We start from the raw sequence: 16,163 nt of genomic DNA on the forward strand, positions 1-16,163 counted from the left end.
GGTCAGACCTGCAGGACGGAGGAGACGAGGAGCTGGGTGTAGGGGTGCTGCGGGTCGTCCAGCACCTGGTCGGTCAGCCCGGTCTCGACCACCCGCCCGTGCCGCATCACCATCAGCCGGTCGGCCAGCAGGCGGGCGACGGCGAGGTCGTGGGTGACCAGCACCACGGCGATGCCCAGCCGGCGCACCAGGCCGCGCAGCAGGTCGAGCAGCCGGGCCTGGACCGAGACGTCGAGCCCGCCGGTCGGTTCGTCCATGAACACCAGCCGCGGGCCGGTGACCAGGTTGCGGGCGATCTGCAGCCGCTGCTGCATGCCGCCGGAATAGGTCGCCGGCCGGTCGTCGATGCGGTCGAGGTCGAGTTCGACCTTGGCCATCCAGTCCTGCGCCTGGCCGCGGATGCCGCCATAGTGCCGGGCGCCGACCGCCATCAGGCGTTCGCCGACATTGGCGCCGGCGCTGACATCCATGCGCAGGCCGTCGCGCGGGTTCTGGTGCACGAAGCCCCAGTCGGTGCGGGCCAGCATCCGCCGCTCCGGCTCCGACAGCGCGTAGATGTCGATCAGGCCGCGGGTGCGGGTGTCGAATTCGACGGTGCCGGCGCTGGGCGCCAGCCGGCCGGAGATGCAGTTGAGCAGCGTGGTCTTGCCCGACCCGCTTTCGCCGACGATGCCCAGCACCTCGCCGGACGACATCTCGAAGCCGACCTCGCGGCAGCCGGTGACGGTGTCGCCGTAGAGCTTGGTCAGACCGTCGACGCGCAGCAGGACGTCGCTCATGCCCCGTCTCCCCCGTGCGCTTGGTCGACCGCGCGGTCATAGGCGGCCAGCGCCTCACCACTCATGGCGCCGTGGTGGCCGGCCTCGCGCCGGGTGCGGCAGTAATGGCTGTCGGAGCAGACGAACATGTGCTGGCCGGCGTCGTCGAGCACGACCTCGTCGAGATAGCTGCCCTCGGCGCCGCACAGGGCGCAGGGCTGGTCCCAATGCTGGATCTCGAAGGGATGGTCCTCGAAATCCAGGCTGACCACCTTGGTGTGGGGCGGGATGGCATAGATCCGCTTCTCGCGCCCCGCGCCGAACAGCTGCAGCGCCGGGTTCATGTGCATCTTCGGATTGTCGAATTTCGGGATCGGCGACGGCGACATCAGGTACCGGCCATGCACCATCACCGGATAGGAATAGGTGGTGGCGATGTGGCCGTAGCGGGCGATGTCCTCATACAGCCGGACATGCATCAGCCCGTAATCGGCATAGCCGTGCATCAGCCGGGTCTCGACCTCGCGCGGTTCCAGCATCCGCAGCGGCTCCGGCTGCGGCACCTGGTAGACCAGGATCTGGCCCTCGACCAACGGCTGCTCCGGGATGCGGTGGCGGGTCTGGATCACCGTGGCCGCGCCGGTGTCCTCGGTGGTCGCCACCCCGGCGACGCGGGCGAAGAAGCGGCGGATGTTGACGGCGTTGGTGGTGTCGTCGGCGCCCTGGTCGATCACCTTCAGCACATCGTCGGGGCCGATGATGCTGGCGGTGACCTGGATGCCGCCCGTGCCCCAGCCATAGGGCACCGGCATCTCGCGCCCGCCGAACGGCACCTGGTAGCCGGGGATCGCCACCGCCTTCAGCAGCGCCCGGCGGATCATCCGCTTGGTCTGCTCGTCGAGATAGGCGAAGTTGTAGCCGGGGTCGCGCCCGGTTGCGGTCGTCACAGTGCCGGCGCTCATTCCGCCGCCTCCTTTCGGGTTTCTGCCCCGCCTGCTTCGCGGGCCCGCTGGTCATGCTCCGCCCGCAGCCGGCGGATCAGCTCCAGCTCGCCCTGGAAATCGACGTAGTGCGGCAGCTTGAGGTGCTGCACGAAGCCCGAGGCCTCGACATTGTCGCTGTGCGCCAGGACGAATTCCTCGTCCTGTGCCGGATAGCGGGCGGCCTCGCCCAGCTCGCGGCCGCGCAGCGCCCGGTCGACCAGCGCCATCGCCATGGTCTTGCGTTCGGAATGGCCGAAGGCCAGGCCATAGCCGCGGGTGAACTGCGGCGGCGCCGTCTTCGACCCGGCGAACTGGTTCACCATCTGGCATTCGGTGACGGTGATCTCGCCGATCTCGATGGCAAAGCCCAGCTCCTCCGGCACGATCTCGACCGCCACCTCGCCCAGCCGGATCTCGCCGGCGAAGGGGTGGTTGCCGCCGTAGCCGCGCTGCACCGAATAGCCCAGCGCCAGCAGGAAGCCCTCGTCGCCGCGCGCCAGGTTCTGCAGCCGCTGGTCGCGGTCGGCCGGCAGGGTCAGCGGGTCGCGGGTCAGGTCGACCGGCTCATGGCCTTCCGGCGCCTCGGCCTCGCGCTCGATCAGCCCTTCGCGGTTGAGGATGTCGACCACCCGCGGCACCGGGCCGCCCGGCCCCGCCTCGCCTTCCGGCGCCACCGGCGGTTCGCCGGCTGCGGCCAAAGCGAAGTCGAGCAGGCGATGGGTGTAGTCGTAGGTCGGCCCCAGGATCTGGCCGCCCGGAATGTCCTTGTAGGTGGCGGAGACCCGGCGCCGCACGGTCATGGCAGCGGTGTCGATCGGCTCCGACACGGCGAAGCGCGGCAGCGTGGTGCGGTAGGCGCGCAGCAGGAAGATCGCCTCGACCAGATCGCCCTGCGCCTGCTTGATCGCCAGCGCGGCGAGGTCGCGGTCGTACAGCGATCCCTCGGACATCACCCGGTCGACGGCGAGGCCCAGCTGCTCGCGGATCTGGTCCGGCGCGATCTCGGCAACACCAGGATCGCCCCGGCGGGTTTCCGCCACCAGCGCCTGGGCGTTCTCGATCGCCTTCTCGCCACCCTTGACGGCGACATACATGGGATCAGCCCTCCCAGCGCGTGGTGCGCGGCAGACCCAGCATGCGGTCGCCGCAGGTGAACAGGAGGTCGACCCCGAGCGGATAGGCCGCGCCATTGGCGGCCCAGTCCTCGCGGAACCAGGAGGGCAGCCCGACCACGCCGGCCGGCTCGGCCGTGGCGATGCCCGGGCCGGTGAAGCGGCCCATCGCGGTGCCGTCCAGCGCCGGGACCTCGACCACCAGCGTGGCCGACCGGTCGGGGTAGCGATCCTCGCCCAGGGCGAGGCCGCCGAGGCGCGGCAGCGCCGCCAGGTCGGCGACGAAGACGAAGGATGCGGCCGCCGCATCGGCGACCAGCGGCGCCCCGGTGTGGAAGCGCAGGAAGCTCTGCGCCGCCGGGATCGCCAGCGCCGGGTCGAGCCACACCGGCGTGTCGAAATCGACCAGGGTCAGCGCCGCCGCCGCCATGGCGCGGCCGAGCGGCGCCGGCGCCGCGACCGGCTCCGGGCAGGTCACCGGCCGGCCGGGCCGGGCCAGGGCGTCGAGCACGGCGCGGAACACCGCCTGGCCGCCCAGCACCGGGTCGGCGAAGCCGGGCAGCAGGGCGGCAGAGTCAAGGAGGCTGCTCATCGCGGATTCTCCCCGCGCACCATGGTGAAGAAGTCGACCCGGGTGGCCGCGGCCTTGCGCTGCGCCGCCGCCTTGGCCTCGGCCTGGGCCTGGCGCAGCGGCGCCACCAGACCGGCTTCGACGGCGTCGCGCCGGCCGGTCTGCAGCAGGGCATCGGCCCGGGCCGCGATCTCGGCGTGGCGGCGGTCGCGGCCGGCGACATAGGCGAAGCCCAGCACGTCGCTGCCGTCCAGCCGCACGGTGCAACGGGTCACCGTCATCTCGCCCAGGGCGAAGGCCATGCCGTCGCCGCCGGCGCGGCCGCGCACCATCACCATGCCGGTCTCGGCCGGGCGCAGCGTGGTGAAGCCGTCCTCGACCCCCAGCGCCGACCACAGGCGCTGCAGCGCCGCCGGCTCGGCCTTGGCCAGGATGGACATCCAGCCCCGGCGCTGTTCGGTTCCGCTCATCATAGGTGGAACAACCTATTGCTAATTTGTCTAGTCATCCGTATGTTTAGATCATGAACCGGATCCGATGACGGCCGCAAGCCGGGAAGGATGAATTTTGCGTGACGCCCCCGATGACCGCCCCCTGACCGCCAGCTCGCTGAGCCGCGGCGCCGGCGTCGCCCTGTGGCGGCAGATCAGCGAGACGCTGGAGCGGGAGATCAGTGACGGCGTGCACGCCGCCGGCGCCCGGCTGCCGACCGAGGCGGAGCTGGCGGAGCGCTTCGGCGTCAACCGGCACACGGTGCGCCGGGCGATGGCGGAGCTGGAGGAGCACGGGCTGATCGACGTCACCCAGGGCCGCGGCACCTTCGTCCATCTCGGCGCCATCGCCTATCTGATCGGCCGGCGCACCCGCTTCCACGAGAACATGCGGCGCGAGAACCGGCACGCCCGGCTGGAGCTGCTGGATTCGGCGATCGAGCCAGCCCCGACCGCGGTGGCGCGGGAGCTGGAGATCGCCGCCGGCGTGCGGGTGATCCGGCTGGACACGCGCTCGCATGCCGACGGCCTGCCGCTGAGCCTGGCCAGCCACTACTTCCCGGCGACCCGGTTTCCCGGGCTGGTCGAGATCTTCCGCGAGACCGGTTCAGTGACGGCGAGCTTCGCCCGCTACGGCATCGCCGACTACACCCGCAAGCGCACCCGGGTTTCGGCCCGGCTGCCCGATTCGCGCGAGCAGCGGCTGCTGGAGATCGCCCGCACCCGGCCGGTGATGGCGACCGAGGCGATCAATGTCGACGCCGAGGGCCAGGTGGTCGAGTTCGGCCTGTCCAGCTTCGCCAGCGATCGCATCCAGCTGGTGTTCGAAGGCTGAGAGACCATCTGTAACTGCTACTGGTGCGGCCGTCTGACGGCGGTTTCTCCGCTTCCGGTGCTCACGGACCCAAACGTCCGCTGCGCGCCGGTTCTCGAAACCACCGCCAGTCGACTCTCACCAGCGCATTTCCAAACGATCTCTGAGGCTCGGCGTCAGAACCCGCCGAGGCCGCAGGATCCTGGTTCGCCGAAGCCGAAGGCCACCCCGATGAAGGCCAAGACCAGCGCGACGGCCACGACGGTGTGCAACAGTCGCCGGGCGGAGGCGCCGTCGCGGAACGGGCGATACCGGACGGTCGCGATCAGGGCCCCGATGGCCGCCAGCAGCGCCAGCGGCCACAAGATGAATCCGGCATAGAGCACGAGCAGCAGCGCCCAGGCGACCATGTCGCCGTTGCCGCAGCTCATCACCGAGTAGCCGAGAGCCAGCGCCAGGGCCCAGACCAGCGCGACCACGAGATAGAGCAGGAAGCGGCCGACGCCTGTGACGATGTCGATCATCGGCGAACGGCCCCCGTCGTTGCCATGGACGCGCGACGCAGGTCGGGCCCAGGCTCCAGATAGGGGCAAAATGGGGCGATGCGCAATGAAACAGCCCCAAAATGGAAACCGGGCGGGAAGGCTGCCCCTCCCGACCCGGCTCATCCATCCCCGCGGAGCCTGCGCGCCGCTCCGAAAATCCCCGGCCGCCATGGGGACGGACTGCCGACGGCCGGGTGAGTCGCTTTGGGGGCCGGCCGGACGACCGGCCCCGGTCTCCGAACCGAACTAGTTGGCGCTGGCCAGGCGGCCGCTGTGGCTGGCCGGCCGCTGCGCCTCGACCGAGGCGGCCGCGGCGTTGCGGGCGTGGTGCCGGATCAGCATCGGCCGCAGGATCACGATCGCCGAGAAGGCCGCGATCAAATCCATCGCCGCGACGGTGTACAGCACCGTCGACCAGGTGCCGGTCGCCTCCATCAGCAGGTTGCCGAACGGCACCAGCAGCGCGGCGACGCCCTTGGCGCAGTACAGCACGCCGTAGATCTTGCCGAGGTGCTTGGTGCCGAAGGTGTCGCCGGCCGTGGCGCTGAACAGCGAGTAGACCTCGCCCCAGGCCAGGAACACCACGCCCGACAGGATCAGGAAGGCCCACGGGTTGTGGCCGAAGGTGCCGAGCGCGACGATGCCGATGCCTTCCATGGTGAAGGCGATGCACATCGTCTTCTCACGCCCGATATGGTCGGACACCCAGCCGAAGAAGGGCCGCGAGATGCCGTTCATGATGCGGTCCAGCATCAGGGCGAAGGGCAGCGCCGCCATGGTGAAGAAGAACAGGTTCACCGGCATGTCCTTGACGCCCAGATCCTGGGCGATGACGCCGAGCTGGGCCACCGCCATCAGACCGCCGGTGACGGTGCAGATGAACATGAACAGCATGACGTAGAACACCGGGGTCTGCAGCGCCTCGCCCAGCGTGTAGTCGCGCCGGGACTGGGCGACCTTGGTCGAGTGCTTCACCTCCTGCTTGCCCGGGGCGCGCAGGAACCAGGCGGCGGCGAAGATGATGCTGCCCTGGATCAGGCCGAACCAGAAGAAGGCGGTCTGGTAGCCCGAGCCGGCGATGACGCTGGCGATCGGGATGATGGTCAGGGCCGAGCCGGCGCCGTAGCCGCCGGCGGTGAGGCCGACCGCGAGGCCGCGCCGGTCCGGGAACCATTTCAGCGCGGCATTGATGCAGGTGGCGTAGACGCAGCCGACGCCGATACCGCCGATCGCGGCGCCGACATAGAAGCCGGGCAGCGAGGTGGCGTAGGAGTTCACCACCCAGGACAGGCCGGTCATGACACCGCCCACCAGCACCAGGGCGCGCGGGCCGTATTTGTCGATGAAGTACCCCTCGATCGGGGTCAGCCAGGTCTGGACGATGACGAAGATGGTGAAGGCGGTCTGGATCGACGCGCGGCTCCAGCCATAGGTCTCCTGGATCTCCGGCACGAACAGGGTCCAGGCGTATTGGATGTTCGCGGCGGCGACCATACAGACGATGCCGGCAATCAGCTGAACCCAGCGGTTCGCCGGAGCTCTCCCCGTCCCCGCGGAATCGTTGGAAATCGCACTCATGGCGATGGCTCTCCCCAGTGTCGCGTTGCTCTCGTTCGGCCGGTCGTTGGATGCCGGCGGTTCTTTGGCCTTCGTGACGCTCCCCGGCGCCGTCGGTGGCGTCAAGATCGAACCGGATCCGGGGCCTCCGAATCGTCGGTTCCGCTGATCCTGACCCGTCGAGCCTGCGGGAGCCTGCAAAGGCGTAGGGCGCTGAGCGCCAGCCAAGTGGTATCGGAGATGCGGGCGCTGAGCGTCCCGGTCGGTGCGTCGAAACGGGGCGGACCGTCCTGTCGTTCGCCCGGATGCGCAATCGGCGACGGCGCGGGCCGACAACGGTCCTCTCGGCCGTCGGCGGGATCCTGCCCGCAGCCAGTCCTGATCAAATCGATCTCAACTGGTATACAAAATGAAATATGTCTGAAGCCGCCGACCGGTGCAACAGATTTGCAATGGCGGGCCGGATCAGCCCGCCACGGCCTCCTCCGGGCGGGGGTCGGGCTGGGCCGCCAGCGCCTCCGCCATGCCGCGGGCGATCTCACGCTCGCCCATGATCACGGTGTCGGCGCCCAGGCCCGTCAAATGCTCGACCTCGGCATCCGAATGCGCCCGGGCGATGATGGCGAGGCCGGGATTGGCGGCGCGGCCCTGGGCGACGATCTGGCCCGCCTCGAAGGCATTGGGCACGGCGACCACCAGCTGGCGCGCGCCGGCCAGGTTGGCGAGGCCCAGGATCTCCGGGCTGGCGGCGTTGCCGATGATGGTCTCGACCCCTTCCTCCTGCAGCCGCGCCACCGGCTGGTCGGCATCTTCGATCACCAGGAACGGCCGGCCCTGGGCCTGCAGCGCCGCCCCGACCAAGCTCCCGACCCGGCCGTAGCCGACCAGCACGGCATGGCCTGCCAGGGCGGTCGGCACCGCCGGCTCGGCCAGCGTCGCCGCCTCGACCGCATCGGGCACCGGTTCCGCGGCCACCGAGGGTTCGGCGACGGCCGGGGCCGGCCGCTCGAGCATCGGCCGCAGCCGGCCGAAGGCGGTGAACACCACGGGGTTGAGCAAGATCGACAGGATGGCGCCGCCCAGGATCAGGTCGCGCCCCGCCTCCGGCAGCAAGCCGGTCTGCACCCCGAGCTCGGCCAGGATGAAGGAGAACTCGCCGATCTGCGCCAGGCTGGCCGAGATCAGCAGCGCCGTGCCGACGGGGTGGCGGAAGACGCGGACGATGACGAAGGCGGCGACCGACTTGCCGATGACGATGATGAACACGACGGCCAGCATCGGCAGCGGGTCGCGCAGCAGGCTGGCCGGGTCGAACAGCATGCCGACCGAGACGAAGAACAGCACCGCGAAAGCGTCGCGCAGCGGCAGCGTTTCCTGCGCCGCGGCATGGCTGAGCTTGGATTCGCCGAGGATCATGCCGGCGAAGAAGGCGCCGAGCGCCAGCGACACCCCGAACAGCTTGGCCGAGCCGAAGGCAACGCCCAGCGCGATCGCCAGGACCGCCAGCCGGAACAGCTCGCGCGACCCGGTGTGGGCGGTGTAGTGCAGCACCCAGGGGATCACCCGGCGGCCGACCACCAGCATCAGGGCGACGAAGGCCGCGACCTTGAGCAGGGTCAGCCCCAGCACCCCGCCGATGCCGAGGTCGAAATAGGCGGCGATCGGATCGGTGGCGACCACCTCGCCGCCGCCGTTCACCAGCCCCGCCAGCGCGGGCAGCAGCACCAGCGCCAGCACCATCGCGAGGTCCTCGACGATCAGCCAGCCGACGGCGATGCGGCCGCGTTCGGTCTCGACCAGCCGGCGTTCCTGCAACGCCCGCAGCAGCACCACGGTGCTGGCGACCGACAGGGCCAGGCCGAACACCAGGCCGCCGGCCACGGTCCAGCCCAGCCACAGGGCCAGGCCGAGGCCCAGCGCGGTGGCGAAGGCGATCTGAACCACGGCGCCGGGCACCGCGATGGCGCGGACCGACAGCAGGTCCTTCAGCGAGAAGTGCAGCCCGACGCCGAACATCAGCAGGATGACGCCGATCTCGGCCAGTTCCGGCGCCAGCGCCTGGTCGGCGACGAAGCCCGGCGTGTGCGGCCCGACCAGGATGCCGGCCAGGAGGTAGCCGACCAGCGGCGGCGCCTTCAGCCGGTGGGCGATGGCGCCGAAGATGAAGGCCAGGCCGAGGCCGGCGACGATGGTGGCAATCAGGGGGGTATCGTGCGGCATGGATGCGCCTCGGCCTCCGATGGTCGGGGATGCATCGGCCAGGCCGACACGGTTCCATCATTTATGAACGATGGGGCCGATCACAACCTTTGATATGCCCTGCGGCGAGATTTTCTCGCGGGCGTGACCCGCATCGCTATCCGGGGCTCTGCCCGGCCATGCGTGGCAGCAGCCTGGCCCAGCCGACCATGCCGTCGCGGAACCGCTCCAGCCGGAAGAACTCGTTCGGCGAATGGTAGTCCTCGTCCGAGGTCGAGAAGCTGAAGAACACCGTCTCGATCCCCAGCCGGCGGCGGAAGATGGTGCCGATCGGGATGGTCGCGCCCATCGCCACCCGCAGCGGCGGCTGGCCGTAGATCTCGCCCAGCACCCCTTCGGTCAGTGCCAGCACCGGATGGTCGGCCGGCAGGGCGAAGGCCTGGGAGCCCGGGCCGTGGCGCCGGATCTCCAGCCGGTATCCGGCCGGGGCGTGCTGGCGCAGATGCGCCTCGATCGCCGCGAAGACCCGGTCCGGGTCCTGGCCGGCGACCAGGCGGCAGGAGAGCTTGGCGCCGGCCTTGGCCGGGATCACGGTCTTGGTGCCAGGCCCGCCATAGCCGCCGGTGATGCCGTTCAGCTCCAGCGTCGGCTTCAGCCATTGCCGCACCAGCAGATCCTCGGCCGAGGGCAGCGGCCGCGGCAGTTCGGCGCCGATCGCATTGAAGTAGCCTTGGACGTCGAAGCCGGAGGCGCGGATGGCGTCGATCAGCTTCGGGTCCGGCGGCGTGATGCCGTCGTGGAATTCCGCGACCGCGACCTCGCCGGCGTCGTCATGCAAGGTCGCCAGCAGCCGGGCCAGCGCCGGCAGCGGGTTGGGCGCGCTGCCGCCGTGCCGGCCGGAATGCAGGTCCTTGGCGGCGCCATGCAGCTCCAGCTCCATCGCCAGCATGCCCCGGCTGGCGACGGTGACGGTCGGCAGGTCGGGCCGCCACAGGGCGCCGTCGGCCGACAGCACGACATCGGCGGCCAGCCGGTCGGCCTGGGCCGTGACCAGCGCCTCGAGATGGGCGCTGCCGCACTCCTCCTCACCCTCGAACAGGAACTTCAGATTCACCGGCAGCTTGCCCTGGCTTTCCAGGAAGGCCTCGACCACCAGGATCGGGATCAGCGACGGTCCCTTGTCGTCCGAGGCGCCGCGGGCATAGAGCCGGTTGTCGCGGATCGTCGGCTCGAAGGGCGGCGAGGTCCACAGCTCCACCGGGTCGGGCGGCTGCACGTCGTAATGGCCGTAGACCAGCACGGTCGGTGCGCCGGGGGCGTGGCACCATTCCGCCACCACGGCGGGATGGCCCTCGGTCGGCAGGATCTCGACCCGCTCCAGCCCTGCCCTGGTCATGCGGTCGGCGACGAAGCGCGCCGCCCGCTCGATCTCCGGCTTGTAGGCGGGATCGGTGCTGACGCTGGGGATCGCGCAGTACTGCTTCAGCTCCTCGACATGCCGCTCGAACCGGTCCAGCAGCAGGGTCTCGACATCGCTCATTTTCCGCCATCCACGCTCAGCACCTGGCCGGAGATCCAGCCGGCCGATTCGGAGGCGAAGAACAGCACGGCAGCGGCGATGTCGTCGACCGTCCCGAGACGATGCAGCGCGATGGCCCCGAGCAGGCGGGCTTGCCCCGCCTCCCCCATCGCCTCCCACTGGCGTTCGGTGGTGGGGTTGGAGCGGACGAAGCCGGGCGCGACATTGTTGACGGTGATGCCCCAGGCCCCGAGCTCATGCGCCAGCTGGCGGGTCAGGCCGATCTGCCCGGCCTTGGCGCTGGCATAGGCCTGGATCCCGGTCAGGCTGACGCCGAGACCGGCGCCGCTGGAGATGTTGACGATCCGCCCGCCGCCCCGCCGCTTCATGCCCGGCGCCACCGCCTGGGCGCACCAGAAGGCGCCGGACAGGTTGACGTCGAAGATCGACTGCCAGGCCGCGGCGTCGATCTCCTCGATCGGCCGGCCGACCTGGCCCAGCACGCCGCCGGCATTGTTGACCAGCACGTCGACCGCGCCGTCGGCCGAGGCCGCCTCGGCCTCCGCCACCAGCGCCTGCACCGCCGCACGGTCGGTGATGTCGACGGTGCGCACCGCCCCGTTCGGCCCGAGCAGGGGCGCGGTCTCCGCCAGCCCCTCGGCCTGCCGGTCGCAGGCCCAGACCCGCGCGCCCCGGGCGGCGAAGGCGGCCGCGATCGCCCTGCCGAAGCCATGGGCGGCCCCGGTCACGATCACCGTCCGGCCGGCGAAATCCTGGCTCATGGCATGTCTCCGTCGAAGCTCAGACGTAGGTTGGGTTCGCCTCGACGAACCCAACGGAATCAGATGTTTGCGGCGCGATGTTGGGTTCGAAAGCGAACCCAACCCACGGGGTCACACCGGCGCCGTTTCCAGCTCGTCCAGCAGGGACAGCGCCATGGCGCGCCGCCCGGCCTCGATGTCGTGGATCAGGCCGATCAGCCGGCTCGTGATCGGGGTCGGCACGCCGTGCTGCGCCCCGACCTCGGCCACCGGGCCCAGCTGGGCGTCGACCTCGGTCGGGCGGTGCCGCACCGCCAGGTCGCGCCAGATCCCGGAGTGGCTTTTCGCCGATTTGCGGTTGTGCGCCACCATGTCGTCGAAGGACCGGGTGATCGCCTCGGCCGGCGCGCCCGGGCGGAAGGCGGCGGGGTCGAAGCCGTCGAACGGCTCCAGGCGGATATTCTCGGCCGCGGCGACCGCCCCGACCTCCAGCGCCAGCCGGGTCAGCACCGGCCGGTATCGCGGAGACGCCAGCACATCGGCGATCGAGTCCGGCGTCACCGCCGTGCCGAACAGCAGCGCGCCGTAGATCAGCTTGCTCCAGAGATAGCCCCAGATGTTGTCGCTGAGCACCGCGTTGGGCTCGAAGCCCAGCAGCAGGCGGTGCAGCTTCTCGATCCGCGGCGTCCGCTCGCCATCCAGCTCGCCGACCACGACCGCGCCGCGGCCGCCATGCAGGATCACGCCGGGCTCGAGATAGTCGGCGCCGAAATTGACGAAGCTGCCGATGGTCCGGGCCTTGCCGATCCGGGCGGCGATCACCCGTTCGTTCAGCCCGTTCTGCATCGAGACGACATGGCCGCAGCGTGTCAGGTGCGGGACCACGGCCTCCATCGCCGCGGCGGTGTGGTGCGCCTTGACGCACAGGAAGATCTGGTCGAACTCGCCCGTCACCGCATCCGGGGTGACCGCGCGGGCCGCCACCGTGTATTCCGCCAGCGGGCCGGTGATCCGCAGGCCGCTTTCATTGATCGCGGCGACATGGTCGGCAGCCTGGTCGACGAACAGGATGTCGGCCGCGCCGCGCCGGATCAGCGCCGCGCCGATCGAGCCGCCGATCGCGCCGGCGCCCCAGATCAGGATCGGGGTCGCGGTGCTCATGCCCAGGGCCCTTCCATCAGGGCGCGGGTCTCGGCCACCGCCACCGACCACAGCGCCAGCATCTCGGCATCCGACCGCTCGTAATGGCCGCCGAAATTGCCGTCGCCGAGATAGGCCTTCAGCGCCTCGGGGTCCATCAGCCGCATCCGGGCGAAGTCGATCATCGGCTTGCGCTGGGTCGGCTGGTCGACCCCCGGCAGCCGGGTCCAGGGAAAGTTCTCCATCCACGAGGCGTGCGAGGCCTCGGTGTCGATCTCCTGCACCTTGGCCCAGGTCTGCGGCGCGTTCCACCAGGCGTGGTACTTCACCGCGGCGCCCGGGTTCTCGGTCATCCACTCGATCGCGACCGAATGCGCCGGCTGGTTGCCGCCATGGCCGTTGACCAGCAGGATGCGGCGGAAGCCGGTGCGGTACAGGCTATCGAGGATGTCGCGCACCAGCCTGGCATAAGTCTCGACCCGCAGGCTGACCGTGCCGGGATAGGCCAGGAAATACGGGGTGATGCCGTAGGCCAGGGCCGGGAACACCGGCACGCCCAGCGGCTCCGCCGCCTCGACCGCCACCCGCTCGCTCAGGATGCTATCGACCGACAGGCTCAAGCCCGCATGCTGCTCGGTGCTGCCCAGCGGCAGCACGCACCGGTCGTCATGCTCCAGCCAGGCGGCGACCTGACTCCAGTTCATCTCGCTGATCTTCACGGCAGGACCTCGCTCGGTTCGGCGGCATTGGGTTCTGAGACGTTCGCGGCCCCGGGCTGCAGCAGGGGCACGATCTGCTGGTCGACATCCACCGGGTCCGGGCTGTGGCGGTACTCGATCGCCCGCACTTCCGGGCGCAGCCGGGGGAGCACGCTTTCGGCGCCGGTGGACAGGACGAGGACATCGGACTGGTCGATCACCGCGTCGAGCGCCGGCGTGCCGAGGGCGGCGGCGACGATGCTGCGCACATGCGGGGCGAAACGCTGGACGCCGGATTTCATGATCGGCAGGAAGTCCGGGAAGCGGGAGGCGATGCCCAGCCGGGTCATCGGGTCCAGCCCGGCCAGCGCCCGCCGAGTCTCTTCCGACGGAATGAAGCGGATCGCCACCACCCGGCTTTCCGGCAGCAAAGCGGCGATCTCGCGCTGTCGGTTGGGGAAGGTCACCACCAGCTCGGCCTCGGCCACGCGCTGTAAGGCCGGCTCGCTGGTCTTCAGCTCGTCCAGGGTCAGCGGCTCGACCGTCACGCCGGAGGGCAGCCGGGCCTGGATCGCCCGGGCATAAGCGCGGGTGGCGTCGGCGAACAGGCCGAGCATGATGATGCTGCGGGCGCGCCGCCGCTGCTCGCGCCGGGCCAGCCGCGCCTGGACCATGCCGGCGAAATCGGCGGGCTTCAGGCCGATCGCCGCGGCGTCGTCGATCAGGTGGTCGAGCCGGCGCTGGACATCGGCCATCTGCGCCTGCGGCCGGCCACCCAGGCCGCGATCGCCACCGACGAAGCTGCCCAGGCCTGAGCGGGTCTCGATCAGCCCGGCCTCGCGCAGGCCGCGATAGACCTGGGCCACCGTCATCGGCGCCACCTTCAGCGTGTCCGCCAATTCGCGCACCGAGGGCAGCCGCTCGCCCGGCGACAGCTCGCCGCAGGCGATGCCGTATTCGATCAGGCCTCGGACCTGGACCCCGAGAGGCACCGGCAATTCGCGATCGATGTGCAGCTTCATGGCGATATGGGATATTCCCTGTTCCAATCGACTAGCACACTCAGCTCAAGACCAGCAATCCCGATCCCCGGATGCGACATTTTTTTGCAATGATTTCCCACTATCGCAACGAGTTGATCGATTGACACCGTCGGCATCCCGGCGCTAGCGTTCTAGAACGCCAGAACACTTGGCGATCCGGGAGGCTTTCACAAAACTGCGGAGGTCGTGATGAGGATGCTGCTGAGAGCGGCAGTGGCGGCGGTGTTGCTGGCTGGCACGAGTGCGGCGGCGCTGGCGGTCGAGCGCGGCGGGGAGATGCGGTACGGGCGCTATGCCGACAGCCTGTTCCTCGACCCGGTGCTGAACGACGCCAATGTCGATATCTGGATCCTGACCAATCTCTACGACACGCTGCTGCAGCCCTCGGCCGACGGGCTCTCGGTGGAACCCGGCCTGGCCACCGCCTGGACGGTGTCCGACGACGGGTTGTCGGTGACGCTGACCCTGCGCGAGGGCACCAAGTTCTCCGACGGCAAGCCGATCACCGCCGAGGATGTGAAGTGGTCGCTGGATCGGGCGCGCAACCCGAAGAACGGCGCCTGGAACAGCTTGGTCGCCTCGATCGGCGAGGTGGTGGTGCAGGACCCGAAGACGGTGGTGCTGAAGCTGCAGCATCCCGACCCGGCGATCACCGCCGCGCTGTCGACCTTCAACACCGGCATCATGCCGAAGGCGGCGTTCGAAGCGACGCCGGGCGCCACCGACGACGAGAAGGCGCATGCCTTCGCCGAACACCCGATCGGATCCGGACCCTTCGCCTTCGACAAGTGGGAGCGCGGGTCGTCGATGCATCTCGTCCGCAACCCCTACTACTGGAAGCAGGGCGAGGACGGGAAGCCCCTGCCCTATCTCGACGGGGTCGATTTCCAGATCATCCCGGACGACGCCACCCGCATCCTGAAGCTGCAGTCGGGTGAGTTGGACGGCGCCGAGTTCATCCCCTATGCCCGCGTCGCCGAGTTGCAGGCCGACCCGGACCTGCAGATGCAGCTCTATCCCTCGACCCGGGTCCAGTACATCGTCACCAATGTCCGGCCGAAGCTGGCCGACGGGTCCGACAACCCGCTGGCGAAGGAGAAGGTGCGGCAGGCGCTGAACTATGCCATCGACAAGGATGCGATCATCCAGATCGTGACCCACGGCATCGGCAAGCCGCAGACCTCCTACATGGCGTCGACCACGCTGTACCACACCGGCGACGCGCCGCTGTATCCGGTCGACGCCGCCAAGGCGAAGCAGCTGCTGACCGAGGCCGGCTATCCCGACGGCTTCTCCACCAGCGTGATGGCGCTGCCGGGCAACCAGGACCAGCTCGGCATCGGCGCCGCGGTGCAGCAGATGTGGGCGGCGGTGGGGGTGAAGCTGGAGATCGACCAGGTCGACAACGCGACCCTGACCGACCGCTACCGCAAGGGCAATTTCTCGATGCGGATGGCGGCCTGGACCGACGACCTGAACGACCCCAGCGAGATCACCTCCTACTTCGCCTATTCGCCGGTCATCGACGCCCTGCATTCGGGCTGGAAGAACGAGGAGGTCGACAAGCTGTTCGAGGCCTCGCAGAAGGAGAGCGATCCCAAGAAGCGGGCCGAGGACTACGCCCAGATCCAGAAGATCTACACCGCGTCCGGCCCGGTCCTGTACCTCTACGAGACGCCCTATCCGGTGGCGCTGCGCAAGAACGTGCAGGGCTTCGTCCAGATCCCGCTCGGCAACAATATCTTCGCCGGCGCCTATCTGACGAAGTGATGCGGGTGCATAGGTTGAGCCGACAAGGCTGTTTCAGGACCGATCCTTCCGGATTTCTGAGTCCCCCCTCCCCTCGCGGGAGGGGGTTAGGGGGAGGGGGTTCTCGCGTCCGGCGCCCTCTGTCCCGACAGGAGCCGGATCTCGACACGCCTCGTTCCTGCAGCATTGCCTCTCTTCGATCGACAGCCCCCTCCCCCTACCC

15 protein-coding genes are annotated in these 16,163 nt (G+C 69.7%); 2 read left to right on the top strand and 13 right to left on the bottom strand.

Annotated features, from left to right (window positions below):
- Nucleotides 1-2 precede the first annotated feature (2 nt).
- The 5 genes from phnK to phnG are packed head-to-tail and all read right to left on the bottom strand — an operon-like array spanning nt 3 to nt 3,894.
- Nucleotides 3-779: a phosphonate C-P lyase system protein PhnK gene (phnK, locus tag E9232_RS13515; RefSeq protein ID WP_309794665.1), complete on the bottom strand. Its 777-nt coding sequence runs from the start codon at nt 777-779 to the stop codon at nt 3-5.
- Nucleotides 776-1,720, bottom strand: coding sequence for an alpha-D-ribose 1-methylphosphonate 5-phosphate C-P-lyase PhnJ (locus E9232_RS13520; RefSeq protein WP_309794666.1), 945 nt, complete (start codon nt 1,718-1,720; stop codon nt 776-778). Before E9232_RS13520 ends, phnK begins: the two co-directional genes overlap by 4 nt.
- Nucleotides 1,717-2,835, bottom strand: a complete 1,119-nt coding sequence (locus tag E9232_RS13525; protein WP_309794667.1) for a carbon-phosphorus lyase complex subunit — start codon at nt 2,833-2,835, stop codon at nt 1,717-1,719. Before E9232_RS13525 ends, E9232_RS13520 begins: the two co-directional genes overlap by 4 nt.
- A 4-nt stretch (nt 2,836-2,839) precedes the next feature.
- Complete coding sequence (phnH, locus tag E9232_RS13530; protein ID WP_309794668.1) at nt 2,840-3,445, bottom strand: phosphonate C-P lyase system protein PhnH; 606 nt, start codon at nt 3,443-3,445, stop codon at nt 2,840-2,842.
- Entirely contained in the window at nt 3,442-3,894 is a 453-nt protein-coding gene (gene phnG, locus E9232_RS13535) for a phosphonate C-P lyase system protein PhnG (RefSeq protein ID WP_309794669.1), read from the bottom strand. The genes phnH and phnG overlap by 4 nt, the downstream gene beginning before the upstream one ends.
- Nucleotides 3,895-3,991: 97 nt before the next feature.
- Between phnG and phnF the strand changes: the two genes are divergently transcribed.
- Nucleotides 3,992-4,750 carry a phosphonate metabolism transcriptional regulator PhnF gene (gene phnF / locus E9232_RS13540; RefSeq protein WP_309794671.1) on the top strand — a complete coding sequence of 253 codons (759 nt, stop codon included), beginning with the start codon at nt 3,992-3,994 and terminating at the stop codon, nt 4,748-4,750.
- A gap of 155 nt (nt 4,751-4,905) precedes the next feature.
- Here the strand turns inward: phnF and E9232_RS13545 are convergent, their stop codons facing one another.
- The 8 genes from E9232_RS13545 to E9232_RS13580 all read right to left on the bottom strand — a co-directional run bounded on the left by E9232_RS13545 (nt 4,906) and on the right by E9232_RS13580 (nt 14,170).
- Nucleotides 4,906-5,253: a hypothetical protein gene (locus E9232_RS13545; protein ID WP_309794673.1), complete on the bottom strand. Its 348-nt coding sequence runs from the start codon at nt 5,251-5,253 to the stop codon at nt 4,906-4,908.
- Nucleotides 5,254-5,520: 267 nt separating this feature from the next.
- A complete protein-coding gene (gene oxlT / locus E9232_RS13550; RefSeq protein WP_309794675.1) occupies nt 5,521-6,852 on the bottom strand; it encodes an oxalate/formate MFS antiporter in 1,332 nt (443 codons plus the stop codon).
- A 444-nt stretch (nt 6,853-7,296) separates the two neighbouring features.
- Entirely contained in the window at nt 7,297-9,051 is a 1,755-nt protein-coding gene (gene ybaL, locus E9232_RS13555; RefSeq protein WP_309794676.1) for a YbaL family putative K(+) efflux transporter, read from the bottom strand.
- 136 nt (nt 9,052-9,187) lie between these two features.
- A complete protein-coding gene (locus E9232_RS13560) occupies nt 9,188-10,570 on the bottom strand; it encodes a dipeptidase (protein WP_309794677.1) in 1,383 nt (460 codons plus the stop codon).
- Entirely contained in the window at nt 10,567-11,331 is a 765-nt protein-coding gene (locus E9232_RS13565; protein WP_309794678.1) for an SDR family NAD(P)-dependent oxidoreductase, read from the bottom strand. Before E9232_RS13565 ends, E9232_RS13560 begins: the two co-directional genes overlap by 4 nt.
- A gap of 111 nt (nt 11,332-11,442) precedes the next feature.
- Nucleotides 11,443-12,471 carry a ketopantoate reductase family protein gene (locus E9232_RS13570; RefSeq protein WP_309794679.1) on the bottom strand — a complete coding sequence of 343 codons (1,029 nt, stop codon included), beginning with the start codon at nt 12,469-12,471 and terminating at the stop codon, nt 11,443-11,445.
- Nucleotides 12,468-13,154: a creatininase family protein gene (locus E9232_RS13575; protein ID WP_309794680.1), complete on the bottom strand. Its 687-nt coding sequence runs from the start codon at nt 13,152-13,154 to the stop codon at nt 12,468-12,470. The genes E9232_RS13570 and E9232_RS13575 overlap by 4 nt, the downstream gene beginning before the upstream one ends.
- Nucleotides 13,155-13,165: 11 nt before the next feature.
- The gene (locus tag E9232_RS13580; RefSeq protein ID WP_309794681.1) at nt 13,166-14,170 is read right to left on the bottom strand and encodes a GntR family transcriptional regulator; all 1,005 of its coding nucleotides are present in this window, start codon (nt 14,168-14,170) and stop codon (nt 13,166-13,168) included.
- 210 nt (nt 14,171-14,380) lie between these two features.
- Between E9232_RS13580 and E9232_RS13585 the strand changes: the two genes are divergently transcribed.
- A complete protein-coding gene (locus E9232_RS13585; protein ID WP_309794682.1) occupies nt 14,381-15,961 on the top strand; it encodes an ABC transporter substrate-binding protein in 1,581 nt (526 codons plus the stop codon).
- Nucleotides 15,962-16,163 lie beyond the last annotated feature (202 nt).

Origin of the sequence: Inquilinus ginsengisoli, from assembly GCF_031453975.1 — a bacterium.
GTDB lineage: Bacteria > Pseudomonadota > Alphaproteobacteria > DSM-16000 > Inquilinaceae > Inquilinus > Inquilinus ginsengisoli_A.

What these genes read in the sequence shown, in the direction of transcription:
- E9232_RS13560 (WP_309794677.1), bottom strand. Translation starts at nt 10,570, where the DNA reads ATGAGCGATGTCGAGACCCTGCTGCTGGACCGGTTCGAGCGGCATGTC.
- E9232_RS13525 (WP_309794667.1), bottom strand. Translation starts at nt 2,835, where the DNA reads ATGTATGTCGCCGTCAAGGGTGGCGAGAAGGCGATCGAGAACGCCCAG.
- ybaL (WP_309794676.1), bottom strand. Translation starts at nt 9,051, where the DNA reads ATGCCGCACGATACCCCCCTGATTGCCACCATCGTCGCCGGCCTCGGC.
- E9232_RS13580 (WP_309794681.1), bottom strand. Translation starts at nt 14,170, where the DNA reads ATGAAGCTGCACATCGATCGCGAATTGCCGGTGCCTCTCGGGGTCCAG.
- E9232_RS13565 (WP_309794678.1), bottom strand. Translation starts at nt 11,331, where the DNA reads ATGAGCCAGGATTTCGCCGGCCGGACGGTGATCGTGACCGGGGCCGCC.
- phnG (WP_309794669.1), bottom strand. Translation starts at nt 3,894, where the DNA reads ATGAGCGGAACCGAACAGCGCCGGGGCTGGATGTCCATCCTGGCCAAG.
- E9232_RS13575 (WP_309794680.1), bottom strand. Translation starts at nt 13,154, where the DNA reads ATGAACTGGAGTCAGGTCGCCGCCTGGCTGGAGCATGACGACCGGTGC.
- phnH (WP_309794668.1), bottom strand. Translation starts at nt 3,445, where the DNA reads ATGAGCAGCCTCCTTGACTCTGCCGCCCTGCTGCCCGGCTTCGCCGAC.
- oxlT (WP_309794675.1), bottom strand. Translation starts at nt 6,852, where the DNA reads ATGAGTGCGATTTCCAACGATTCCGCGGGGACGGGGAGAGCTCCGGCG.
- E9232_RS13570 (WP_309794679.1), bottom strand. Translation starts at nt 12,471, where the DNA reads ATGAGCACCGCGACCCCGATCCTGATCTGGGGCGCCGGCGCGATCGGC.
- phnK (WP_309794665.1), bottom strand. Translation starts at nt 779, where the DNA reads ATGAGCGACGTCCTGCTGCGCGTCGACGGTCTGACCAAGCTCTACGGC.
- E9232_RS13520 (WP_309794666.1), bottom strand. Translation starts at nt 1,720, where the DNA reads ATGAGCGCCGGCACTGTGACGACCGCAACCGGGCGCGACCCCGGCTAC.
- E9232_RS13585 (WP_309794682.1), top strand. Translation starts at nt 14,381, where the DNA reads ATGAGGATGCTGCTGAGAGCGGCAGTGGCGGCGGTGTTGCTGGCTGGC.
- E9232_RS13545 (WP_309794673.1), bottom strand. Translation starts at nt 5,253, where the DNA reads ATGATCGACATCGTCACAGGCGTCGGCCGCTTCCTGCTCTATCTCGTG.